This is a genomic window from Paenibacillus algorifonticola (assembly GCF_050481745.1).
Lineage (GTDB): Bacteria > Bacillota > Bacilli > Paenibacillales > Paenibacillaceae > Pristimantibacillus > Pristimantibacillus algorifonticola_A.
Genome location: NZ_JBCNGR010000024.1, coordinates 17,311 through 41,982, shown reverse-complemented (window position 1 = coordinate 41,982; position 24,672 = coordinate 17,311). Strand labels below are relative to the sequence as shown.

Sequence of the window (24,672 nt, the reverse complement as noted above, 5' to 3'; positions counted from 1 at the left end):
AGCCTCTAACTATTAAGGTGTTTGCTTTTTATTTGTCAGCTGTGGTGCTTTGGGCGATATGCGAGGCAATTTTTCTACCGTGGAATCGTCCGGTTTCAATAAATATTTCATTCGCTTCATGTCGTGAAGCAACAACGCCAGCGAGAAACAAGTTCGGCACATTCGTCTCCATCGTAGCTTCGTCAAAGAACGGATACCCTTCCTCTGCCATCACGACGCCCGTATCCGTCAGGAAATCCCGATCTGGATGAAAGCCTGTCAGCGCAAGCACAAAATCATTTGCAATCGTATGGTTGCCCTCAGGGTCTTCAAGCGTGACACTACGGTCGTCGATGCTCGTGACGCGAGATCGGAAGCGCATCGCAATTTGCCCCTTGGCTACTTTGCTTTCAAAGCCTGGTCTCACCCATGGCTTAATGCTTGATGAATAATGCTCACCGCGATAAATGACGGTAACCTTCGCCCCAATCCGTTCAAGCTCAAGCGCTGCATCTATAGCGGAATTGCTGCCCCCAATAATCGCGACCTCCATCCCGGTATACGGATGGGCCTCGCGGAAAAAATGCGTCACCTTCTCCCGCTCTTCTCCAGGTATGCCCAAATAGTTCGGATGGTCAAAATAACCTGTGGCAATAATAACATAGCGGCTGGAATAGGTCAGCGGTTCGCCAAAACGATTGGTGCTGGAAAGCGTGAAGCGACCGTTATCACGAACGACTCTCGTTACCGTCTCATAAGGATTAATCCGAAGCTCATGGCGCAGCGCCGCTGTGCGATAATAATTCATCGCTTCAAGCCGCGAAGGCTTGTCATTCGGCGTCGTGAATGGAATATCGCCAATTTCAAGCAGCTCTGGCGTGCTGAAAAAATGCATATAGGTCGGATACTGTGAAATTGAATGGACCAGATGGCTTTTCTCTATAATAAGGGGGCGGATTCCGATGCGCTGCAGCTCAATTGCCGCGGCAAGTCCACATGGACCAGCTCCAATAATGATTGCTTCTTCTCTAATCATGTATGTACCTCCGATAATGATTTCCCAACCATTGTACTGCGGCGTGTGGAATTAATGCAAATTTGGCGAATGGCTATCTTGTACACCAGTTGGATTATTGTATAATAATGTGGAAACGTTGTTTTATAGAAGGAGGTCAAACATGCCGCGACGGTTTGTTATAGAGGCAGTAATGGTGGCAACTTATGGTCACCTTCTCGTTCCAAGCAGTGCCATTGATTATGTTGTTCCTTATTCATCCATTTTGGAGCTATATGATATGAGAGACGGATCGGACCCCGTTATGGAAGATCCAGATGATGATGCTCATGTCAAAAATAAAATCGGCGAGCTGATTGCTTTTTTTGAAGATCCGCTCAACCGTAAAAAAATCGAACGCACGATGCAGGTGCCGTGGCGGGAAAGCTCGCCGCTGCTGCTGAACGAGCGAATACAGTTTACAATTGTACATGCTGTGGACAGCGCACAATATGGTGAAGCATTCGATCCGATCGAAACGGAGCTGCTGCTGACTGCACTGAAATTTAATTTGCCGCTGCTGTCCGACCAGTTTGAGTTTCAGGATAAGCTGATTCAAGCTGAGATCCCTGTGCAAATTTACGACATTGAAGATTTTGAGTTTGCGGTGGAAGAGGGCATTTCCGCTACAGATATGGAGCTGTCCAAAGATTTTTGAGCAAGAAAATAGAGCAATCCGAACAGCCTTCTTGCATGAGCTGAGCTTCAGCCGCAGCCGAGAAGGCTATTTGACTTTACTTGGCTTGCATTTGCTGGTTTATATTATTCCCGATCAATTGCTTCCGCCATCGTCTTATCGGTCAAATGGGCGTAAATTTGCGTCGTCTCCGGCGATGCATGCCCAAGCTGCTCCTGCGTTTTGTACAGGTCATTGCGCAAATAATAGTCGGTTGCGAACGAATGGCGCAGCTTATGGACGGATAAATAAGGCTTGCCGAAACGCTTCGCGTATTTCATAACCATGGCCTGTACCGCCCGTTTCGTCATCCGAGAGCCTTCTTTTTTACCATTCGCAATGGCAAGGAACAGCGCTTTTTCACGTTTTGGCGCTTTATAATGCGAATCGCGCATTTGGAGGTACACCTGAAGGTCATCTACCGCCTCCTGGCGAAAATAGACAGGGGTTTTAAACGAATCGTCGATTTTACCTTTGCGGTAAACATGCGCGAGCTTTTTTTTCATATCAATGTCATCGACGTTGAGATTGATCAGCTCCGATACACGCAAGCCGGAATGCAAAATAAAGCTGATAATGCACGTATCCCGTATTTTGTTCAGCTCATAGGAATACAGCGCCTGCTTGTTGCCGGCAAGATCGCTTTCGTAGCCGCTGGCAATATAAGCAAGAAACTCCCCAATCTCCTCCTCCTGAAGCAGCTTGCCTTCGAGCTTCGCCGCCGTATCCTTAGGCTTGCTTGTACGCTTAATAGCGACCTTCGCCATGACATTGCGCTTCAATAGCGGATAAAACTGCTCATCCTCAGCGATTTGGCTCAAATAATGAAACAGCGAGCGCAGGGAGGACAGCTTGCGGGTAATCGTCGTTTTACGATTATTATGGCTTGGATGGGTGGCGAGAAACATACGGAAGCTGTCAATGCTGTCCATATGCAGCTGCTCCAGCTCACTTAACTGAACGTCCTTGATGACCGCCGCCTCAGAAAGCCCTTCCGCAACGAGCCAATTCAAAAAAAGCTCATAATCCCTTATATACTCAAGCAGCGACGAAGGAGAGAGGTCTGGCAGCTTATAATTAATAAATTTCTCAATATACCAAGGCATAGATGGAACCCGTTTGTCCAGCTCCTGCCGATCCTTCACTTTAATAATGTTCATCCTATTTCACCTCTGCCAATCATCTGACTCTCATTATATCAGTTCCCTGGAGAAAACTCCCGTATAGCGCGCTAGCCCACAGCATATGCTTGTCTGCTTGTTCAAGGATTAGTAAATTCATGTAATTATGCAATTAAGGTTACTTTCATTTAAATACTATGATAAACTCATACGAGTGCTGAAATAAATAAAAAAATATTTTTGAAAAATAAGTTTTGTACTTGTTTTACAGAGGAGGAATATTAGAATTGTGAAAAACAATCGAATATTGCGCAATTTCTTGGCATATATATTTGCGATATTTTTGGTCGTCAGCTTGCCGCTTCAAATCGTTGGAGCCGCGGCTCCAGCTACACTTAGCTATGGCAGCAAAGGGGAAGATGTTCCCGACGTTCAGTATCGATTAAAGATTTTAGGGTATTTTATGAATGCCGAGGTAACGGATTTCTACGGTAAAATGACCGAAGATGCCGTGAAACGGTTTCAAAAAGATTATGGCCTCCAAGCCGACGGCATAGCGGGCAAGCAAACCTGGAAGACGCTGAAAAAAGTATCCGTCAGCGAGCATGAACTGAATTTGCTGGCTCGCATTATATTTGCCGAATCGCGTGGTGAGCCGTTCAAGGGGCAGGTCGCTGTAGGTGCTGTCGTAATGAATCGGTTGGCTTCCTCGCAGTTCCCTGATACGATTAAAGGCGTCATCGAACAGCCAGGCGCATTTACAGCGGTTGATGATGGACAATATAGGCTGCAGCCAGATTCTACAGCTTACAAGGCCGCAGTTGAGGCCATTGCCGGTAATGATCCGTCGAATGGCGCACTGTATTATTTTAACCCAAAGACTGCAACGTCATCATGGATTTGGACGAGGGAACAGCTCGTACAGATCGGCAATCATATTTTTGCCATTTAAAAGCTTCATAACGAGCACACCGCTGCAAAACTCGCCGGCTTCCCAAACATGGGAGGCAGGGCGAGTTTTTTTGTAGGCTTCACTTTGCTGAATGGGTATAATATTCATAATGATAGAAAGGGGCATATCCATGAAACGTAATAAGAAATGGCGAAATATAGTCATTGGCGGACTAGCCTTGCTCGTGCTGCTTGGCGTTTTAGAGTATAAAGGGATCATTTGGCATAATTCCATATTTGCGAATGGCTATGAGGTGAAGGGGCTGGATGTCTCGCATTATCAAGGCGAAATAAACTGGCAGCAAATAAAAGCGGCGGGGAAATATGAATTCATGTTTGTGAAAGCGACGGAAGGCAAGGATTATACCGATGAGTGGTTCGAGGCAAATTGGCAAGGAGCGAGGGAGCAGCGCTTTCTGACGGGAGCCTATCATTTTTTCACAACGAAAAGTACGGGGGAGGAGCAGGCGGCCCATTTTATAAAAACAGTTCCGAATGAGCAGGACAGCCTGCCGCCCGTCATCGATCTGGAAATCAGCCTGGACCATGACCAAGCGGGCGTACATAAGGAACTGAAGGCGCTGGCGGACGACATGGAGGCGCATTATGGCAAAAAGCCTATTTTGTATGTGACGTATGATACTTATCATACTTATATAGAAGATGTATCCGCTTTTGCTCCTTATGAAATATGGATACGTGACATTGTCAAGCAGCCGAAGCTTGGAGAGCGGGGGTGGCAGTTCTGGCAATATCATAACCGCGGACATGTGGCAGGCATTGACATGTACGTCGATATCAATGTGTTTCAAGGAAGCCGTGCTGCTTTTTTGACGCAGTTTTCGGCCACTCCTTCCATGCTTTTGGCGGACTGAGGTTCCGCTATTCAGGCTTTTTTAGAATCTGGTTCACTATATTAAATTTGTTAGGCTGCCAAAGTGGCAGCAGCATAAAAAGCACCTGACAGCAGCAGGCAAAGCGGCGTAAACAAATACAGGTCGAACTTGGCAAAGCGGGTGGTGCGGACTTTGCGGAAAAGGCCGACGTAATTGAAATCGCCTATCGTCCGCAGCATAAAGGCGGCTGCACATGCCCAGCAGCTCCACTTGATGAAGGCCGCGCCTAAGAAAACGGGGAGCAGCCTTCCTTGCATGAGCAAGAGCATCGCCGCACAAAACAATAGGCAGGCTACGATCATCGTACCTGCTGCTCCCGGCACAAATAGGGTTTGCTGCGATCCCGCCTTCGCAGGCAATGCAGCGCTGGCGCCCCATTTGCCGCCAAAAGCCCAATAAACATGAATACCGCCCAGCAGCAGCAAAATGAACCCGCTTAAGGAAAGCCACAGCATCATGCGAATTCACCTCTCATTTTCAAGCCTTCCCAAATCACTTCGAAACGGCGCTCAAAGCCTGTCTGCATTTGCCATGCCTCCTCAACTGACACTGCCCAGGCTAATAGGGCGTGAAAATACAAGCCTGCGAGCACGGCCGCGACGTCTGCGCTAGCGAGGTAGCTTGGCAATTGATTTTGCTGCTGAGCCTCATTCAGTAGGCCATTCAGCAGCTTCTCAAATTTATTAATGACATTAAATTCTTCTTGCATGAGCAGGGGGGAGCGCAGCATTTCCGTTATGGTGAGCTTCGCGAGCCCAGCGTTTACGGCATATTTTTGAAACAAGTCGCGAAATAACGTAAGCAGCTTTTCTTTAATGCCATTAATTAATGCGTATCGCTCAAGGTTTTCTTCCGTCACTTCCAACTGCATCTGCCCCAAGTCAAGGAGGATTGCTTCCTTGCGTGGAAAATAGTTATAAAACGTTCCTTTAGCAACGCCGCAGCTTTGCGTAATCTCATCAATGGTGACGTTTGCAAAGCCTTTTTCCCGAAATAATTGCACGGCATGCATAAAAATACGTTCTTTAAGCTCCTGTTTCCGTTGTTGTCTCAACACCATTTAAGAACACCACCTGGGCTAATAATGACTTCGGTCAATAAATGACTGCAGTCATTATTTTAGTATGAGACCGATTATTTTGCAAGTTTTTGGCAAGCGCTATAAAAAGTCCACCATTATAAATATATTCGAATTTTAAAATGTAACCGCATTCAATATGATAGAGCTGTACAAAGAGATTGCAATAACAAAGGGAGGCTTTATATGATCGCACGATTCAAAGGAAGATCAGCATTCACAGCATTGCTATTATCGCTCACACTCGTTGTGGCAGGATGCAGCGGAGCAGGCAATGGGGGAAACACGCCAGCAAGTGAAGGAGCCAGCAGCCCGCAGCCCGCGGAATCGCCGAAAGGGGAGGCGACAGCGGCGCCTGAGGAGAAAGAGCCTGTAACGCTCAAGTTTACGTTTTGGGGAAGCCCGCAGGAGAAGTCGGCGATGGAGCAGGCGACCAAAACCTTTACGGAAAAATACCCGTGGATTAAAGTCAATGCCATTCATATTCCAGAAGCCGACTATGATGCGAAAATTACAGCGATGGTGGCAGGCAACGACTCTCCGGATCTCGGTTATATGCACGGAGAGCTTGCTGATCCTTGGCAGAAGGAAGGGAAATTCGTCAATCTGTTTGAGCTGCTGGATAATGACGAGGAGCTAAAGCGCGAGGATTTCCTCGACTATATTTGGTTCAAATCTTCCGAGGATTTTGCTTACGGCATTAGCACAGCGGGCGAGACGTTCGGTTTATTTTACAACAAAGATTTGTTCGATCAGGCGAATGCCGCGTATCCGCCATCGAAGCCGGAGGAAGCTTGGACTTGGGATGAGTTTGTCGACGTTGCCAAAAAGCTGACGATTGACAAAAACGGCAAAAACGCCTCGGAAGCGGATTTTGATCCGAAAAACATTCGCCAATACGGCGTATCCTTTGAAACGTGGCATGGCCCTGTGCATGCGACGGTGATTAACAATGAAGGCGAATGGATTACGAAGGATGGGAAGTTCGGCTTTAGCCAGCCGGAAGCGACCGAAGCGATCCAGCGTTTAGCGGACTTAATTAATGTGCATCATGTTGCGCCGTCTCCGGTACAAATGAAATCGATTCCTTCGCAGGCGGTAGCGCTGCAATCGAAGCTGGTTGCCATGTCGATGCATGGGCAGTGGATTAACCTTGATCTCGGGGCGGCTGGAGTCAACTACGATATCGGCGTCCTGCCAAAAATGAAACGCAGCGTGCCTATGGGCATTAGCGGGGCATCGGTCATTTACCAATCGACGAAGCATTTGGAGGAAGCGTGGCTGCTCACGAAATTCCTGGAAAATCCGGAAGGCTCGATTGACCTCTACAAGGGCGGCCTCTGGATGCCAACGATGACGAAGTGGTACACCGATCCAGAGCTTGTGGCGAAATGGGCAGAAAATAACCCGGCGCATCCAGCGGGCTTCAAGGATGCGATGATGAACAATCTGCTGAATAACGGCGTTCCGACCGGCTCTTATTATATTAAAAATTTCTCGAAGGTTAATGCCATTACTTTCTCTGGCATGGATGAAGTATGGCTAGGCCGGAAAACAGCGGCAGAAGCGATGAAGGAAGTCGAAGCGAAGGTGCAGCCGGAAATTCAAGGGCGCTATGATGTGAGCGAATAAACGATAAAACGAGTTTGGAGAGAGCTGTTATGAAACCACTGGCAAGCGTTCATGAGCGTGAATTAAAGGCGGAGCGCGGAGTCAGGCATAAACGGAAATTCGGAGAGCTGGGCTTAGGCCTGCTCTTCGCTTCTCCGGTGCTGCTAGGCTACGTCATTTTCGTCATTGTGCCGATTGCGGCAACCTTCTATTTGGGCTTCACTTCCTACAGCGTCGGCACTGTGCCGAAATGGATCGGCTTTGACAATTATGCCAGCTTGTTCAGCGGGGCAGATCCCTTTTTCTACCCGGCCGTGAAAGCAACGGTTTATTATGTTGGACTGAGCGTGCCGCTGGGCATTATCCTATCGTTTTTTTTAGCCATACTGCTGAATCAGCAGGTGGCGGGCAAAAGCTTTTTTCGCGGCGTCTTCTATTTGCCCGTTATTATTCCGCTTGCAGCGTCCTCGATGGTGTGGATGTGGCTGCTGCAGCCGGATTTTGGCATCGTCAACTATGCGCTGGATGCGCTGCATTTGCGGGCCTCCAGATGGCTCGGCGATACGACCTCCGTTGTGCCGACGCTTATTTTGTTCAGCTTCTGGACGCTGGGCAATACGATTGTCATTTTTCTCGCGGGCTTGCAGGGCATTCCTGCCCATCTGTATGAGGCCATTGAGCTGGACGGAGGCAATCGGCTGCATAAGCTGATTTACATTACCATTCCGATGAGCTCGTCGATTATTTTTTTCAATACGGTCATTGCGTTCATTAATGGATTTCAGACGTTTGTGCAGCCAGCGGTCATGACGCAGGGCGGGCCTAACAATGCCAGCTTGCTCTATGTGCTGTATTTGTTCAACGAAGGCTTCAAGTCTTCACGAATGGGCAGCGCCAGCGCAATATCCGTCTTGCTGTTTCTCGTCATTATGCTATTCACCGCAGCGATTTTCTACTTCTCCAAGTCTTTGGTCTACTATGAGGGCAAGGAGGAACGCAGATGAAAAAGCAATCATTGGGCAATCGAATCGTTATTTACGCACTGCTTATAGCCGGCAGCCTGTTTTTCCTGTTTCCGATTTTTTGGATGCTGCGTACCTCGCTCATTAATATGGGCGATCTGTATCAAATGCCGCCGAAGCTGCTGCCGGACGATTTAAGCTGGGAAAATTTCGAGCAGGCGCTCGGCGCTTATCCGTTCGGACGATTTTTTCTCAATAGTACCATCATTACAGCGTCAGCGATGCTGGGCGTGTTATTTTCCAGCTCCGTCTGCGCCTACAGCTTCTCGCGCATTCACTGGAAGGGCCGCGACAAAGTGTTTGGCTTTATATTAACGGGGTTAATGATTCCGTTTTTCGTCGTCATGATTCCGCAATATGTGTTCTGGAATGCGCTGCATTTGACCGATACGTTCGTACCGCTCATTGCACCTGCCTGGTTTGGAGGCGGCATATTCAACATTTTTCTGCTGCGCCAGTTTTTCTTAGGTATTCCGACGGAGCTGGATGAAGCCGCTAAGGTGGACGGAGCCGGGCATTTCCGCATCTATCTGCAAATTATTTTGCCGATTGGCAAGCAGGCGATGATTGTCGTTGGACTGCTCACGTTTCTCGCCAACTGGAACGATTATTTAGGACCGCTGGCTTTCATCACCTCAGAGAGCAATTACACGCTCATGCAGGGGCTGACGCTGTTCCAAGGCTCCTATTCGGCGCAGTGGCATCTGATGATGGCGGCGACTTCAGTCATTGTTATTCCTTCGCTAATCGTCTTTCTTGTTGCGCAGCGGCATTTTATTGAAGGCATTGCCATGACGGGCATAAAGGGGTAGCAGGGGAAGATAAACGTGGGAAAACGAACTTGACCATGAAAAATAAAAAGGGAAAGCGCCTGCATGTTCGAGCAGGCGCTTTCCCTTTGCTGCAAATATAAGGGTAGTATAAGCTTCCCCCTTATACTCTGCTTATATTTCTCGGACTGAAACGCGCCGCACGGCCAAAGGACGGCGACAGCCGTTTTTGCTTGGTGCATTTAGCCGCTGGCCAGCTTGGCGAGCAGCACGGACTCCACCTTGGAAATATGCGCATCCATAAGCAGCGATGCGTCCGCTTGCTGCTGTGCAGCAATGGCGGCATAGATGGCCTGATGCTCGCCTTGCAAGCGCTCCGCTGTTGAGCGCTCGGCATAAAACCACAAAGCCCGCGTATCCTTCATGCTTTCGTGCAGCTTGGTGGACAACGATTCCATCATCTCCAGCAGCACGGGATTATGGGTCGCCTTCGCAAGCTCCTGATGGAAGCGGATATCTGCCTGTTCGCTGAAGGCTTCATCGCCAAGGCGTTCATGCATGCTCTGCAAAATGGAGGCCAGCGCTTCAAGATCGGCTTCGGTCCGATTGCGGGCAGCAAGCGCAGCGCAGCCCGTTTCCAGCACCTTGCGCACCTCCAAAATATGGCGCAGCGTCTCCGCACGGTCCATCCACGCTTCGTCATAGAGAAAGCTTGGAGCCGATAGGGTAGCAGGCTCTGGAGGAGCGGTGACAAACGTCCCGCTGCCTTGGCGAATGTTCAGCCTGCCCATGGCCCGCAGCGCGCTTAATGCCTCGCGGATTGTAGACTGCCCAACGCCATAGGAGGCGGCAAGGTCAGCAACAGAAGAGAGCTTATCGCCTGGGGCGAGCGAGCCTCCGTCCATTTTTTGCTTAATATCGTTCATGACCCACTCATAGCTTTTGAGCGGTCGGTTTGGGCTAATGTCCATAATAGCTCCCTTCAAACAACGAACTAGCATGCTTAAAAATAGCGCTTTCGCTTTTATCTATTTTATTGTATACTTTTTTTAATTTAAAGTCATCAGATGACCTGATTAATTAATCGATTAAGGGATGGAAGCTTTATTTTAGGGAAGGGGAGATCCATATGCTTCAGCAAACGATTCGACAACAACTGCTCGCTATAGTGGGAAGTGACTATTATAAAGATGATCCGCAGTCGCTTGTGACCCATTCTTATGATGGGACACCGATGCTTCAAGCGCTGCCAGACGGCGTTATCTATCCCGCGAGCACGGAGCAGGTGAGCGCAATTATGAAGGTGCTGAATACGCATCGCATTCCCGTCATTGGCCGAGGATCGGGCACGAACTTATGCGGCGGTACTGTTCCTGTAGAGGGCGGAGTAGTGATGGTCATGCACCGGATGAATCGCATTTTAGAGGTTGATCTTGAAAATTTGGTCGCAATCGTTCAGCCTGGACTCATTACAAAATCTTTTATCGCCCATGTGGAGTCGCTCGGCTTGTTTTATCCGCCCGATCCGAGCAGCATGGCGATTTCGACGATTGGCGGCAATATCGCCGAATGCTCCGGAGGGCTGCGCGGGCTGAAATATGGCACGACCAAAGATTACGTCCTTGGCCTTGAGGCGGTGCTGGCGAGCGGCGAAATTATTCGTACCGGCGGCAAGCTGATGAAGGACGTAGCCGGATATGATTTGACCAAGCTGCTCGTCGGCTCGGAAGGGACGCTTGCTATTATTACCGAAGCGACGCTGAGGCTGGTGCCTCCGCCAAAGTACAAGAAGACGATGCTGGCGATGTATAAGGATTTATATGGCGCGGCGCGAACCGTTTCCAAAATCATTGAAAACCGCATCATTCCTTCAACGCTCGAATTTCTCGATAATGCGACGGTGCGAGTGGTCGACGATTTTGCCAAGCTCGGCTTGCCGCTCGATATGGAGGCGATTTTGCTCATTGAGCAGGACGGAGAAACCGAAATGGTAGAGCGGGATATCGCCCGGATTGAGGGAATTTGCCGAAGCGAGCAGGCGCACAGCATCAGCGTCGCTGAAAGCCCAGAGGAAGCGCTCAAGCTGCTGACGGCAAGGCGCAGTGCTTTTACCGCACTCGCACGCTTGCGGCCAACGACGATTCTTGAGGATGCGACGGTGCCTCGCTCCAAAATAGCCGAAATGGTGCTGGAAATTAACCGGATTGCCCTGAAGCATCAAGTGACCATCTGTACCTTTGGCCACGCCGGCGATGGCAATCTGCATCCTACAGCAACGACTGATGCAAGGGATCAGGAGGAAATTCACCGCGTCGAGGCGGCGTTTGAGGAAATTTTCGAGGCAGCTATACGGCTCGGCGGAACGATTACAGGCGAGCATGGCGTTGGCCTGGTGAAATCCCCTTATCTCGAATGGAAGGTCGGCCCCGCAGGCGTCGAAGTGATGAAAGCCGTTAAACAGGCGTTTGATCCGCATCATTTGCTCAATCCCGGTAAAATATTTGCGAAACAGTCGCGCAAGAGGGTGGTGCTTCAGCATGGTTAAAACGGAAGACAGGCTATCTGTTGGAATTGCAGCAGCAGCAACAGCCGCAAACGTAAATACTCATGGAACAGAACCCGCGTGCAGTTCGCCGCGCTCCCCGCAGCTTCAGCTTGCTGGAAAGCTCAAGCTGCGGCTCGATGAGGATCAATTGACCAATTGCATGCGCTGCGGCTTCTGTCTGCCTGCATGTCCAACATTCCGGGAAACGGGCATTGAAGCGGAATCGCCCCGCGGTCGCATTGCATTAATGAAAGCGGTTACCGATGGTTTGATGATGCCCGACCAGTCCTTTGAGGAGCAAATGAGCCATTGTCTCGGCTGCCGCGCATGCGAGCCTGCTTGTCCGGCAGATGTGAAATATGGCCAGCTCATCGAGCAGACGAGGGAGGCGATTGAAGAGCATACGGAAAGCCATCGGTGGTGGGTGAAGCCGCTGCGGCAGGTGGTGTTCAAGCAGCTTTTCCCGCATCAGAAGCGGGTGCGTCTGCTCGGCGGTGCTATGCAGCTGTATCAGCAATCCGGTCTTCGCAAGCTGGCCCGGAGCTCTGGCGTTATGAAGCTGCTGCCAGCGCATTTGAGCGAGATGGAGCAGGTGCTGCCGAATGCCTCAAGCAAAGGCATCGTCCAGAAAATCGGCAGCCACCATCCGGCCAAAGGGATGAAAATAGCTACAGTGGGCATGTTTCGCGGCTGCCTCATGGATATGCTGTTCACGGAAACGAACATCAAGACGGTGGAGCTGCTGACGGAAGCTGGCTTTGAGGTCATCATACCGGATACACAGGCTTGCTGCGGAGCGCTTCACGCACATAGCGGGGAGACGGAGGACGCCCGGTCATTAGCGAGGAAGAACATTGCTGCTTTTCAGGATGCTGGTGTGGATTATATCGTATCCAACGCGGGCGGCTGCGGCGCTATCTTAACGGAATACGATCATTTGCTGCATGAGGATGAGCAGTGGAGGGAAGGTGCGGTGTGGCTGGCGAAGCGTGTGGTGGATATTAGTGATTTGCTGATCCGTTCCGGCAAGCTTGCTACCGCCCAGATAAAGGGACAGCCGATTCGGATTACGTATCAGGATTCCTGCCATTTGCGCAATGTGATGCGCTCTGCCGATGCTCCCCGGAAGCTGCTGAGAGAGGTAAGTGGAGCTGAGTTTGTAGAAATGTTTGAGGCTGACCGCTGCTGCGGCTCGGCGGGCACTTACAATATTGTTCAGCCGGAAATGGCGGGTGGGCTGCTAGAGCGCAAAATGGAGCATGCCAATGCGACAAAGGCGCATTATTTGCTCACGAGCAATCCAGGCTGCCTGCTCCAAATGAAGCTCGGCGTGGCCAAGCATGGAGATGGTCAAATGCAGGTGCAGCATATCGTTGATTTTTTGCATGATCGTTTAGTTCATAATGAATGGCGGGAGGCTGAAATTTAATGGCATTAACCATTGAAGATTGCAAAACGGAGTACATGACGAATCCGCTCGGTATTGAAGCGGCTAAGCCGCGCTTGTTCTGGAAGCTGCGCTCGGAGGAGCGCACTGTCCGCCAAACGGCGTATCAAGTGCTGGTGGCTTCTTCCAAAGAACGGCTGGCCGCAGATGATGGCAATTGCTGGGATAGTGGGAAAACCGAATCGAGCGAGTCGATTCAGGTAGAATATGGCGGAAGCCTGCTTGAGGCGGAAGCCGAATGCTTCTGGAAGGTGCGCGTGTGGGACAATTACGGACGCGTATCGGCATGGAGCGAGCCAGCCTTCTGGACGATAGGCCTGCTGCACCGGGCAGCGTACCGGGGAAAATGGATTGGCCGCAAGCATGATGAGGGGGCAGCAGGCAGACAGCCTTCGCCACATTTGCGGAGGCCATTCGCCTTAGACGGCAAGGTGCGCCGCGCTACGGCTTATGCGACAGCGCTCGGCTTGTTCGAGCTGTATGTTAACGGGAAGCGGGTGGGGGATTATTTTGCCCCCGGCTTTACCGATTACAATGTCCGCTCGCAGGTGCAGGCTTACGATATTATGCCGCTGCTGCAAGAAGGCGATAACGCCTTTGGCGTCATTATTGGAGAGGGCTGGTATGCAGGCACGGTCGGTTTTCTAGGTGAAAAGGTGTACGGGGAACGTCCGTTTTTTATGATGCAGGTTAATGTGGAGTATGAGGATGGCACGAAGCAAAGTATCGCAACCGATCATACGTGGAAGGTGAGCAAAGGTCCTATTTTATATTCCGATTTTATTATGGGCGAAGCTTATGATGCACGGCTTGAAATGGCGGGCTGGTCGGAAGCGGGCTTTGATGACAGCCTGTGGGAGGAGCCGGATGTCCGTCCTGGCTATAACGGGATGCTAGTGGCGTCTAACGAACCGCCGATTAAGGTGATGAAGACGATTAGGCCGATTCAGATGGAGCGGACAGCGAGCGGCAGCTATATTTTTGATATGGGGCAAAATATGGTCGGCTGGACGGAGCTTCGCGTTAGCGGAGAGAGCGGCACAACGGTCACGATCAGCCATGCGGAAATGCTCAGTCCTGATGGCTCGCTGTATTTGGATAATTTGCGCGTTGCGGTTCAGCAGGAGCATTATACACTTAAAGGAGAAGGGCTGGAACGTTACGAGCCGCATTTTACATTCCATGGCTTTCGTTATGTGGAGCTGATCGGTTTTCCCGGCGAAGTCACTCTTGATACGATTGTGGGCAAGGTCGTTTACTCCGACACGCCGGAGACTGGACATTTGGAAACGTCGAATGCGATGGTTAATCAGCTGTTTTCCAACATTGCATGGGGGCAGCGCGGCAACTTTTTGTCGGTACCGACCGATTGTCCACAGCGGGATGAGCGGCTCGGCTGGACGGGGGATGCGCAAATTTTTGCGCGTACTGCCTCGTACAATATGGACGTGGCAAGGTTTTTCAATAAATTTATGTGGGATATGATTGATTGCCAGCAGCCATCGGGCGCTTTCACCGATGTGGCTCCGGATGCAGGCTGGATTCGCTATAAAAACTGGAGCACGCGCCTGAACTGGTATGCGCCAGATAACGCAGGCTGGGGCGATGCGGGCGTCATTATCCCCTGGACGCTGTATTTAATGTATGGCGATGTGCGCATTTTGGAAACGCATTATGAGGCGATGAGCAGATGGGTCGATTACTTGCACGCCACGACCGATGAGCTCGTGAGGCCGAACTATGCCAACTACGGCGACTGGCTGTCCATTGATGCGGATACGCCAAACGAGGTGCTGGCAACCGCTTATTTTGCCTACAGCACGAAGGTGCTTGGCTTAATTGCCGAAGTGCTGGGCAAGGAGGACGATGTTAGCCGTCTGGAGCAGCTGTTTCAGGGCATTGCCGCAGCATTCCGCCGTGCTTTTGTAACGGAGGAGGGTCGCATCCATGGGGAGACGCAGACGGTATATGTGCTTGCACTGCAATTTGGTCTGCTGACAGAGGAGCTGCGGTTAAAGGCAGTCCGCCATCTCACAGCGGATATTGCCGGCCGCGGCAACCGCTTGACGACGGGTTTCCTCGGCGTGGGTTATTTGTTGCCCGCGCTGTCGGATAACGGCCGCCTTGACGTAGCCTACCAACTGCTGACGCAGGAAGCTTTTCCATCGTGGATGTATTCCATCAAGCATGGAGCGACGACCATTTGGGAGCGCTGGGATGGCTGGACGGAGGAAAATGGCTTCCAGACGCCGCAAATGAATTCATTCAATCATTATTCGCTAGGCTCCGTCGGCGAGTGGATGTTCCGCTATATGGCAGGCATTGAAGCAGACAAGGGAGCACCAGCGTTCCGCCATGCTATTATCCGTCCTCAGCCGGGCGGCGGCCTTTCTTTTGTGAAATCGCATTTTGCTTCGTTATATGGAAAAATCGAAGTAGACTGGCAAATCGATAAATCCGGCGAGTTCCAGTTGAACGTAATAATTCCCGCAAATACGACGGCAACGCTATACATCCCGGGTACGGTCAACGCAATCGATGGAGCAGTTGTGGGTAAGCTGGAGGATGCTTCAATGGAGCCGTTCTCAACAAGCTCCTCCGGGAGCCAGGATATTAAACTGATTGAAGCTTTTGGCAGTCAAACGGTGCTGGAAATCGGCTCTGGCTCCTACTGTTTCGTCAGTCAGGTCAAAGTCTAGCGAAGTCTGCTGAGAGTAAGTTTTCGGAAATGCTCTACTTATCCGATTTTTTGTTAAGTTTCATAATGAAAGGTAGCAAATGAATTCGCCCAAAGTCGTCTCGTATCTGAGAAGCGGCTTTGGGCTTTTTAAGCTAGACACTTTTTGGTATAGGTTCGGCTCGACCGATTCGTTATAATAACAATAAAACATGATGGCCTGAGGGGGAATTGTTATTCGGCTGCGCAATGAGCTGTTGCTGAGCTACTTTATTATTATTTTGGTGTGTATTACGCTGGTCGGTTCGGTCTCCTTCTATATTTCCTACAAAACGATGGCAAGCCAAGCGGAGGCTGCCAGCCTGCTGCTCGTCCAGCAAATTGAAAAAAATATGGATAATGATTTTCACAGCAAGCGCAATTTGCTGCTGGCCTCCTACAACGAGCAAAGCTATATTGATGGCGTTAACCGTTACACCGAGCTTAGCGATCGCGAACGTTTCTTGTTCCGGCAGAAAATCGGCGATTTGTATTTGAAAAGCTTTAATGTGACGCCAATCCGTGATTTTTTGCGTTTTCAAATTTATTATAGCAATGGCGAGCTGCTTAGCTCCTCGGACGAAAGCGGACAGCATAACCCGGCGAAGGTGCGCGGATCGGAATGGTTCCGCCAGACGGTGGCGAAGGATGGCGAAGTATTTTACAGCGGCTTCATCCCCGCGGCAGACCGGACAGTAGATGGAGAAACGGCGTATTTTTCCTCCATTATGATTCGCGATTTTTCCAATCCCGAGAAGTTTATTTTAGTGCGCGCGGAATATCGGGCCGAGCTGTTCAACAGCATTGGCCGCAACGATGGCCTCTCGCCAAACAGCAGCATCGTTATTCTTGATGAAGGCAATCGGCTTGTTTATGCGTCAGGCGACGCGCAGCGTTATGCCGGAGGCAAGGAACTGACAAGCCGCATTAGTGGAAGCCAAGGCAAGTTTTGGCTCAGCCTGGATGGAGAAGAGCGGCTAGTGTCTTATACGAATTCCGCTTATTCAAACTGGAAGGCCGTGCTTATCGTGCCGAAGCATGATATTTTTGGCGCATTAGACATCATTAAGACGACCGTTATTGTTACCGCTTTCATTGCCTTTGCGATTACGCTGATTATTTCGGTTCTGTTCGGGCAGCGGATTACAAGGCCGATTCTGGACTTGTACAAGACGGTTAACCGCATTAAACGCGGCGATTTTTCGGTGCGCGTCGAGGTGCGGCGCAATGATGAAATCGGCAGAATCGGGATGAACTTCAATGCGATGCAGGATGAGCTGCAAAATTTGATTGAGACGCGGTATGTGAACCAAATTAAGCTGCAGGAGGCGCAGCTTGCCATGCTCTATTCGCAGATCAATCCGCATTTTCTGTACAATACGCTCGACAGCATCCGGGCGATGTCCGACTATTACCAAGTGCAGGAAATTAGTGAAATGGCGCAGTCGCTCGCTGATATTTTTCGCTACAATACGAAAAACAAGGATGAAATCGTCACGCTGCAGGAGGAGCTTGTGCAAATTGAAGCCTATATGAACATTCAGCGCATTCGCTTTGAAGACAAAATTTCCTTTGAGCAGCAAATTGATGACGACCTCTACAGCTTTCCTATGCTTAAAATGACGCTTCAGCCGCTCGTTGAAAATGCCGTATTTCACGGTATTGAGCGCAAGCGCGGCAAAGGAACGATCGCTGTAATCGTCAGCAGAGAGGGCGGCAGCATCACGCTCACCGTCAAAGACGACGGCGTGGGCATATCCGAAAAGCATTTGGCCGATATCAGAAGCAGCTTGAAGCCTCCGCTTCAACAGGGCGAAGGTTTGAGCTCGGACACGCGCAGCGGCATCGGGGTGCAAAATGTGTATTCGCGTTATCGGATTCGTTATGGCGACCGCTTTGAATTTCAAATGAACAGCCGTAAAGGTGCAGGCACCGAAATTAAGCTCCTTATTCCTGAATATCAGGAAGCGCATTCATAAAGGTCGGAATTTTCAACATTAGAAGTCAAAATCGTGTACAGAAGACAAGGAAGCGCTTTCAATATAATAAAGGTGCAGATCATTATGAATGAGAGGGTGTCTTATCATGAGAAAGATGAAAGCGGTTCACCTCACAATGGCGCTAATGCTGGGGGCATTTTCACTAACGGCTTGCGGCAGCAACAATGGCAGCTCGCAGGGGACGAATACCCCGGAGGGAACAGCAACAGCTGGCAGCTCAGCTGAAGCGTCCGCACAGCCGTCAGCAAAGCCCGTTACGCTGACCTTTCTAATTCCGAATACGGAGGATGTCACGCCTTACAATCTTATTTTCAAAGAATTTGAAGCGAAGACGGGCAATAAAGTCGAGGTACAGGCGCTGCCAGGCGGCGACTATGACAATATGCTGAAAACCCGCTTCTCGACGGGCGATTTTCCTGACGTATTCCTCATGCAGCCGGGAACGAAGCAATATGTAAAGCTCAGAGCGGATGAAACGTTGTACGAATGGTCCAGCGAAGCTGGCGTTTGGGACAATGTCATTGATACAATTGTGGACTTCCAGAAGGATGCGGCTGGCAAAGCCTATGGCGTGCCATTCGGCAAAACCGGCATGATGGGCGTCTTTTACAATAAGGATGTATTTGAAAAAGCGGGCGTCGCCGCACCAACAAATTATGCGAATTTAATTGAAATCGCTAAAAAGCTGAAGGGCGACGGCGTAACGCCGTTTTACGAGGGGGTAAAAGATGGCTGGCCGACGCAAGTGTTTTATTTGACCGGCTGGGTTAGCCAGGTAGATCAGGAGATCGGCGACGAAGGCGTGCAGAAGCTGAACGTCAATCAGTTGAAGCTGTCGGACATCGCGGCGCTGAAGGATCTTTTTGTAAAATCGAAGGAAATCAAGGATCTCGGCTTGTTCCAAAAAAATACGCTGTCCGGCACATTCGACGAGCTGCAAAACGAGCTGGGCGAAGGCAAGGTAGCGATGGCCTTTATGCTGGATGGCATTTTGCCGCAGCTGGAAAAGAAGTTTGGCAAAGATTTTGTAACGAACAAAATCGGCTTCTTCCCATTCCCGACTGCAACAGATACGGGTACAGCTATGATTACGCCTCCGAACCAGCTGATGGTGCCGTCGAAGGCGAAAAATCTGGATGCAGCCAAAGAATTGGTTAAATTTATGATTTCGAAAGAAAGCGTAAATATCTTCTACCAAAGCCAGCCGGGTATTCCGGTGTTCAAGGATGCGACGAGTGAGCTGTATCCGATGCAGCAGACGGTTAAAGACTATATTGATCAAGGCAAATCGAAGGTCAATGTTCAGAACCGGCTGACCGCATCGTTCCTGGACTTGGGCAAAATTCTGCAAAACTTCCACATCACTGGCGACGTAGACACCGCGATTAAAGAGATGGATGCGAACTATGTGAAGGACGGCAACTCGAAGCGTCTTGAAGGCTTTGAATAAATGAACGGGGCAAAAACAAAAAACAGAGACGGCAGCAGAACAAGCCGAAGCTGTTAATTACCAGGCGGGATAGGTGCAGCGGGCGATGCTATTAAGGTGATCGAGATGATTAAGGTCACCCAAGGCTTCGCCCCGCGCCATCCCGGCCAAACAAGGCAGGAGCAGGAGGGCAGGCCCTATGGAGAGAAGCAAATATCCGTTATATTTTTCATTTCCGGCAGTTTTCGTATTTTTATTGTTTTTCATTACACCAACCATTATCGGAATCTATTACAGCTTTACCGACTGGAATATTAACGCCGATGCGATTAAGTTTATTGGACTTGAAAATTACAAGGAGCTGTTTAACGAGCCGCGCCTGAAGCAGGCTTTTATAAACACCCTTATTTTCGCCGCCGCTGTTACGCTGCTGCAAAATGCAGTTGGCCTCGCCTTGGCGCTATTGTTGAATGAAAAGCTGAAGCTGCGCAATCTGCTTCGGATGATCTTTTTTATGCCGTATGTTATTGCTCCGCTTGTTATCGGTTACATCTTCCGGGCGATCTATCATCCCGAGCATGGCATCGTCAACCAGTTTTTCGGGCTGCTGGGCATGGATTTTATGGTCCAGGATTGGCTGAATGATCCGCGCTTCGCGCTGTTCACCGTCATTATGACGGATATTTGGCGGGTAGCTGGCTTTTCAATGGTCGTGTATTTAGCGGGCTTGCAGTTTATTCCAAAGGATTTGACGGAGAGCGCATCCATTGATGGCGCGAACTATTGGACGCGGTTCAAGCATGTTGTTTTTCCGCTGCTCGCTCCGGCGTTCACGGTTAACGTGCTGCTGGCGATGATTGGCTCGATGAAGGTGTTCGAAATCGTAATGGTGCTGACCGAAGGCGGTCCGGGCTATACAACGGAAGTATTTTACACGTACATCCGCAATACGTTCAGCTCAGGTGAAATGGGCTATGCGACGGCGATTAATATGCTGTTGTTCGTATTGGTGACGCTTGTCGGCATTCCGGTATTGCTGGCGATGAAGAAGAGGGAGGTGGAAATGTGAGAAGCCGAAAATATTCGCCTTTGCTGCTAGAGCTGCTCGCGATCTGCCTGGCTATGCTCATTCTCATTCCATTTTTTATGATATTCATTAACTCGTTTAAGGATATTCGGGAGTCGGCGCTGTTCGGGCTGTCACTGCCAAGCAACTGGATATTCAGCAATTATGAAGAGGTATTTAATCAGGATAATCTACTGCGTGGTTTCAAAAATAGCTTTCTGCTGTCGGCGCTCGTCGTCGTCAGTGTCAATTTTTTCGCTTCGATGGCTGCATTCGTCATCCAGCGGCGCGGCGGGAAGTTTTTGCAAGGCGTCTATCTTGCCTTCATTATGGGGCTGATTGTCCCGGTATCCATCATTCCGACGATTCGGCTAATGGATATACTCCACATCAAAGGAAGCTACTTAAGCATCATTATGTACTATACAGCGGTGCTGCTGCCGTTTGCCGTCTTTCTGCTCGTTGGGTTTATTAAATCGGTGCCGCGCGAGCTGGATGAGGCGGCGATTTTGGAAGGCTGCGGTTACTTCCGGCTGTACTTCAAAATCATTTTACCCCTCATCAGCACAGTGCTCGTTACCGTCTCGATCGTCGTCATTGTGTCGGTATGGAATGATTTTTTCGGCCCGTTCTATTTGGTCACGGACAGCACGAAATGGACGATTGTGCTGCAAGTATTTAACTTTGTTACACTGTACAGCACGAACTGGGGTGTCGTATTTGCCTTTATGATCGTTGTCATTGCACCAGTGCTGATCATTTATTTGTTCCTGCAGCGCTACATTATTGACGGTCTGACGGCAGGCTCAGTGAAAGGCTAAGCGAATAAAAGAGGGCGACAGCCAAGGGGGGCGAGGGTTATGCGCAAGGTCATGGTTGTGGACGATGAACGCTGGATACGGCGGGGACTTATTCAAATGATTCCATGGGAGGAGCTAGGGCTTGAGCTTGCCTGTGAAGCGGTTGACGGCGAAGAAGGCTACGAGCTGGCGCTGCGGCATAAGCCCGACCTATTGTTTCTCGATATGCGCATGCCCGGCTTTGACGGCAAGGAGCTTCTTGGCCTGCTGGCCGAATCACTGCCGGACGTTGTGACGATCGTCGTCAGCGGCTATTCGGATTTCGAATATACGAAGGAGGCCATCCGCCATAAGGCGTTTGATTATTTGCTCAAGCCGCTTAAGCGGGAGGAGCTGATTACGGTGCTCGGCAAGGCGCTGGTGGTGCTGGATGAACGAGATAGGCGGCAAGAGCAGCAGCACCGGGACAACCTGAGAAAGTGGCTGCTGGACGTTTTGCTGCGCGGCGAACAGGCTGCACAAAGTCAGAACCACGCGCATGCTCAGTCTCTGGCGGCAGGGATTGCACAGACAAGTACAGCTTTAAGGACGGAGTGTTTGCCTGAGCTTCCAGGAGGAGGCTCAGGCACTAAAGCGCTGCTGCTGCTCGCTCAGCCGGACTATTATATAGAGCAGGCTGGCATTCAAGAGGCAGCTGGGAAAATAGAGCGGTCGCTGCAGCAAAGCCAGCCCTTTTATTTTGAAGGAAGCTGGTCGTTTGTTGCAGCCGCCCCCCCGGTCAACCTCGGCGAAATAGCCATTTGCTTGTTCGGCAGCCGCTTAGAGCAGGTGGAGATACAGCGGCTTGCGATTTTCCTTCAAAGCATGCTGCAAGAGGAGACGGGCACAAGCTACAGCATGATCGCCGGGAGCAAGCCTTGTCTTGCCAACCAGCTTCCAGCTGTCTACAGCAAGCTCCAGCAGCGTCTGGACGGGAGACAGCTGGGAGAAATGGCGATTATGGGATTCGTGGAGTGTGGCTTTGAGCCGGAGGAGAAGCCGGGTAAGCATCAACCGCATTTGCCTATAGGTGCTGCAAATGCCGATTTTTATCCGGCGGAGCTGGAGCAAGCGTTCCTCGTGCAGCTGCAGCTTGGCAATGTGGAGCAGATGAAGGCGGAATTCAACCGTTTTTTCACAGCGCTTGCCGCCCCGTCGCGGACGGTGGATGGGCTGCGGCGCAGCGCCTCCATGCTTGTGCATGCACTGGAGCGGCAGCTTCAAGCGGCCGACACAAGCCTGGAGCAGCTGAGCGGGAAAAGCGCGCTCGCCTACATGGAGCTGATCCGGCTGCGCAAAGACCATGTATCGGTTAAGCGGCTGTTCGAGGAGCAAATATTGTCCGCTGTTGCTGCCCAGCGCGGCAGCAGCCAAGGGCGGCATGGCGAGCAGCTGGTCCGTGAAATCCAAAAGCTGATTGAGCAGCATTATGACCAGCCGCTTAGCCTGCCGCAAATCGCGGAAAGCCGCTTTTTGAATGCCGATTATGTAGGCCGTTTGTTTAAAAAAACGACGGGCAGCAATTTTGTCGATTATTTAACCGACTACCGGATTGCGAAGGCAACCGAGCTGATGCGTTATCCGCAATATAAAAACTATGAAATAGCGGAGCTTGTCGGTTATGAGGACTACCGTTATTTCAGTCAAATTTTCAAAAAGAAAACCGGGCAAACGATTGGCGATTACCGCGGCGCAGCTGTAAAAACGCCGCAATAAACGATAGGGGAGAGACTTGCGATGCAAACGAGACAAATACCAGATACGCTGACCCTTGCGGACAGAGCCGGACATGCGATGAATGCGATAGTTGGAATGGCAGACCGCGACTATAACGATATTCCTTTTTTTGCTGCGAACCTGATGAAGGAGCCAGCCAATCTGACACATGGGGACTGGGACTATGGCTCATCTCATGGTCGAATGGTGGACGGGATGATTTTGGCCCGCCATATGTCGGGGGAAACGTTCGGCAAGGAGACGGAGGAGAAATACCGTGCGAATCTGCTCTCTTTTTTCAAGGAAGATGGTCTTAGCTATCGCCAGACGAACCCGAATTTCAACTGGGAGCCGAATGCGAATCTGATCGACCAGCGCGCGGTCATTTTATCGCTAACTAGCTGGTTTATGGAGACAGGTGATCCATTGGTAAAGGAGGCGGCAGATAACCATGTTGCGGCGCTTAAACGGATTGCGATTAAGGAGCGCGATGTGTGGTTTTATCCGGCGTCGGAGTATAAGGAAGGCGGCTGGCCTTCGTCCAATGGGATCATGCTGCGTCTTGCGCCAGATCCGGCTGCCTTCTGCGGAAGGCTCGTTATGCCGCTGCTGAAATACCATGAGCTCACAGGCAATGCGGATGCGTTCGAGCTGTGCCAGTTTTTCACCGCGCTCATCGTGCAGCGCAGCGGCGTGTTTAACGCCGACGGCAGCTTTAACGATGCGCTCGCTTACCGCAGCGGACATTTCCATACGAGGCTCGGCACGCTCGATGCGTTGGCGCGGTTTGGCGTATTCACAGGGGATGCGGCGCTGCTCAGCTTTGTAGAAAAAAGCTACGCTTGGGCGGTTAACCAGTGTACGGCCTTCGGCTGGACCCCAGGCGACATGAAGGAGCAGGCCTATGAGCATGAAACATGCTCGCTGGTCGATCTAATTGCCACGGGCATTACGCTCGCGCAAAGCGGCTATACCCGCTACTGGGGCGTGACCGAGCGTTATATTCGCAATCACCTTACTGAGTCGCAGCTGCTCGATATGGACTGGGTAAAGGAAACGGAAGACCGATCCGGCAACATTCCTGGACTTATTACGCATGAAAATATTGCAAAGCGGACGCGGGGCGCTTTTGCCGGCTACTCGGCGCCAAATGATTTTTGCTGCAACGTCAACCATGGGCGGGGACATACGAATGATTTGCAAATTTGCTGCCTCGGCTCGGGCACGCGCGGACTGTTCATGGGCTGGAGCAACACCGTTACTGAGAAAAAAGGTACCGTCAGCGTTAATTTCCTGCTCAACCGCAGCTCGGCGTGGCTCGATGTCGACAGCTATTTGCCGCATGAAGGCAAGCTGGTGCTGCATATCCACCGCGACATTCCGCGTCTGCAGGTGCGCATTCCCGAGTGGGCGGGCTTCGCGAAGGTAGCCTTTACCCGCGAGCTGAACGGCAGCACGGAGCAGGGCAAAGGCAGTGAGCCGAGCCGCTGGGTGAATGAATGCTTCCTGCTGCTTGGCGCAGCATCCGCTGGAGAAACGATTACGATTACGTTCCCGCTTTCGCGCCGCCAGACGGTTGAAACCGCAATCGGACAAACGTTCCTAACCCAGTGGCAAGGCGATGATGTCATTGGCATTTCGCCGGAAGGGGAGCATCATCCATTCTACAGCGGCAGAGAGGTATATGATAAAGCACCGATGCGCGAAGCCAGCATACGGCGAGTGGAGAACGAACTGGTCTGGTAGCTCAGCCAGT

20 protein-coding genes are annotated in these 24,672 nt (G+C 50.7%); 15 read left to right on the top strand and 5 right to left on the bottom strand.

Annotated elements, in window-relative coordinates:
- Positions 1-28: 28 nt before the first annotated feature.
- Complete coding sequence (locus ABEW34_RS19805) at positions 29-1,015, bottom strand: YpdA family putative bacillithiol disulfide reductase (protein WP_430161062.1); 987 nt, start codon at positions 1,013-1,015, stop codon at positions 29-31.
- Positions 1,016-1,157: 142 nt separating this feature from the next.
- Between ABEW34_RS19805 and ABEW34_RS19800 the strand changes: the two genes are divergently transcribed.
- Positions 1,158-1,691 (top strand): ADP-heptose synthase, encoded by a 534-nt coding sequence (locus ABEW34_RS19800; RefSeq protein ID WP_099520235.1) that lies wholly within the window; start codon positions 1,158-1,160, stop codon positions 1,689-1,691.
- Between the two features lie 104 nt (positions 1,692-1,795).
- Here ABEW34_RS19800 and xerS read toward each other — a convergent pair whose 3' ends face one another.
- On the bottom strand, positions 1,796-2,869 hold the full coding sequence (gene xerS, locus ABEW34_RS19795) for a tyrosine recombinase XerS (protein ID WP_430161059.1): 1,074 nt from the start codon (positions 2,867-2,869) through the stop codon (positions 1,796-1,798).
- Positions 2,870-3,116: 247 nt separating this feature from the next.
- Here xerS and sleB point away from each other — a divergent pair, with 247 nt between their 5' ends.
- Together sleB and ABEW34_RS19785 are read left to right on the top strand one after the other, a co-directional pair.
- Positions 3,117-3,782, top strand: coding sequence for a spore cortex-lytic enzyme (gene sleB, locus ABEW34_RS19790; RefSeq protein ID WP_430161203.1), 666 nt, complete (start codon positions 3,117-3,119; stop codon positions 3,780-3,782).
- 130 nt (positions 3,783-3,912) lie between these two features.
- On the top strand, positions 3,913-4,656 hold the full coding sequence (locus ABEW34_RS19785) for a GH25 family lysozyme (protein ID WP_430161057.1): 744 nt from the start codon (positions 3,913-3,915) through the stop codon (positions 4,654-4,656).
- Positions 4,657-4,706: 50 nt separating this feature from the next.
- On the opposite strand, the gene ABEW34_RS19780 is transcribed toward ABEW34_RS19785, so the two are convergent.
- Positions 4,707-5,135, bottom strand: a complete 429-nt coding sequence (locus tag ABEW34_RS19780; protein WP_430161055.1) for a DUF3995 domain-containing protein — start codon at positions 5,133-5,135, stop codon at positions 4,707-4,709.
- A complete protein-coding gene (locus ABEW34_RS19775; protein WP_430161202.1) occupies positions 5,132-5,734 on the bottom strand; it encodes a TetR/AcrR family transcriptional regulator in 603 nt (200 codons plus the stop codon). The genes ABEW34_RS19780 and ABEW34_RS19775 overlap by 4 nt, the downstream gene beginning before the upstream one ends.
- A gap of 207 nt (positions 5,735-5,941) precedes the next feature.
- On the opposite strand from ABEW34_RS19775, the gene ABEW34_RS19770 reads away from it, so the two are divergent.
- Genes ABEW34_RS19770 through ABEW34_RS19760 form a run of 3 tightly spaced genes read left to right on the top strand, consistent with a single transcriptional unit; the run spans position 5,942 to position 9,200 of the window.
- Positions 5,942-7,387, top strand: coding sequence for an ABC transporter substrate-binding protein (locus ABEW34_RS19770; protein WP_430161053.1), 1,446 nt, complete (start codon positions 5,942-5,944; stop codon positions 7,385-7,387).
- Between the two features lie 29 nt (positions 7,388-7,416).
- Positions 7,417-8,370 (top strand): carbohydrate ABC transporter permease, encoded by a 954-nt coding sequence (locus ABEW34_RS19765; protein ID WP_430161052.1) that lies wholly within the window; start codon positions 7,417-7,419, stop codon positions 8,368-8,370.
- On the top strand, positions 8,367-9,200 hold the full coding sequence (locus ABEW34_RS19760) for a carbohydrate ABC transporter permease (protein WP_056040638.1): 834 nt from the start codon (positions 8,367-8,369) through the stop codon (positions 9,198-9,200). Before ABEW34_RS19765 ends, ABEW34_RS19760 begins: the two co-directional genes overlap by 4 nt.
- Before the next feature lie 200 nt (positions 9,201-9,400).
- On the opposite strand, the gene ABEW34_RS19755 is transcribed toward ABEW34_RS19760, so the two are convergent.
- Entirely contained in the window at positions 9,401-10,129 is a 729-nt protein-coding gene (locus tag ABEW34_RS19755; RefSeq protein ID WP_430161050.1) for a FadR/GntR family transcriptional regulator, read from the bottom strand.
- A gap of 158 nt (positions 10,130-10,287) precedes the next feature.
- Between ABEW34_RS19755 and ABEW34_RS19750 the strand changes: the two genes are divergently transcribed.
- The 9 genes from ABEW34_RS19750 (at position 10,288) to ABEW34_RS19710 (ending at position 24,662) form a co-directional block, all read left to right on the top strand.
- Positions 10,288-11,703, top strand: coding sequence for an FAD-binding oxidoreductase (locus ABEW34_RS19750; RefSeq protein ID WP_430161048.1), 1,416 nt, complete (start codon positions 10,288-10,290; stop codon positions 11,701-11,703).
- The gene (locus ABEW34_RS19745) at positions 11,696-13,132 is read left to right on the top strand and encodes a (Fe-S)-binding protein (RefSeq protein WP_430161046.1); all 1,437 of its coding nucleotides are present in this window, start codon (positions 11,696-11,698) and stop codon (positions 13,130-13,132) included. Before ABEW34_RS19750 ends, ABEW34_RS19745 begins: the two co-directional genes overlap by 8 nt.
- The gene (locus ABEW34_RS19740) at positions 13,132-15,849 is read left to right on the top strand and encodes a glycoside hydrolase family 78 protein (protein WP_430161044.1); all 2,718 of its coding nucleotides are present in this window, start codon (positions 13,132-13,134) and stop codon (positions 15,847-15,849) included. Before ABEW34_RS19745 ends, ABEW34_RS19740 begins: the two co-directional genes overlap by 1 nt.
- 235 nt (positions 15,850-16,084) lie before the next feature.
- Positions 16,085-17,845, top strand: coding sequence for a sensor histidine kinase (locus ABEW34_RS19735; protein WP_430161043.1), 1,761 nt, complete (start codon positions 16,085-16,087; stop codon positions 17,843-17,845).
- A 106-nt stretch (positions 17,846-17,951) separates the two neighbouring features.
- On the top strand, positions 17,952-19,316 hold the full coding sequence (locus tag ABEW34_RS19730; protein ID WP_430161041.1) for an ABC transporter substrate-binding protein: 1,365 nt from the start codon (positions 17,952-17,954) through the stop codon (positions 19,314-19,316).
- A gap of 178 nt (positions 19,317-19,494) precedes the next feature.
- Positions 19,495-20,364, top strand: coding sequence for a carbohydrate ABC transporter permease (locus ABEW34_RS19725; RefSeq protein ID WP_430161039.1), 870 nt, complete (start codon positions 19,495-19,497; stop codon positions 20,362-20,364).
- The gene (locus tag ABEW34_RS19720) at positions 20,361-21,182 is read left to right on the top strand and encodes a carbohydrate ABC transporter permease (RefSeq protein WP_430161037.1); all 822 of its coding nucleotides are present in this window, start codon (positions 20,361-20,363) and stop codon (positions 21,180-21,182) included. Before ABEW34_RS19725 ends, ABEW34_RS19720 begins: the two co-directional genes overlap by 4 nt.
- 39 nt (positions 21,183-21,221) lie before the next feature.
- The gene (locus ABEW34_RS19715) at positions 21,222-22,916 is read left to right on the top strand and encodes a response regulator transcription factor (protein ID WP_430161036.1); all 1,695 of its coding nucleotides are present in this window, start codon (positions 21,222-21,224) and stop codon (positions 22,914-22,916) included.
- Positions 22,917-22,937: 21 nt separating this feature from the next.
- Entirely contained in the window at positions 22,938-24,662 is a 1,725-nt protein-coding gene (locus ABEW34_RS19710; RefSeq protein ID WP_430161034.1) for a hypothetical protein, read from the top strand.
- Positions 24,663-24,672: the final 10 nt, after the last annotated feature.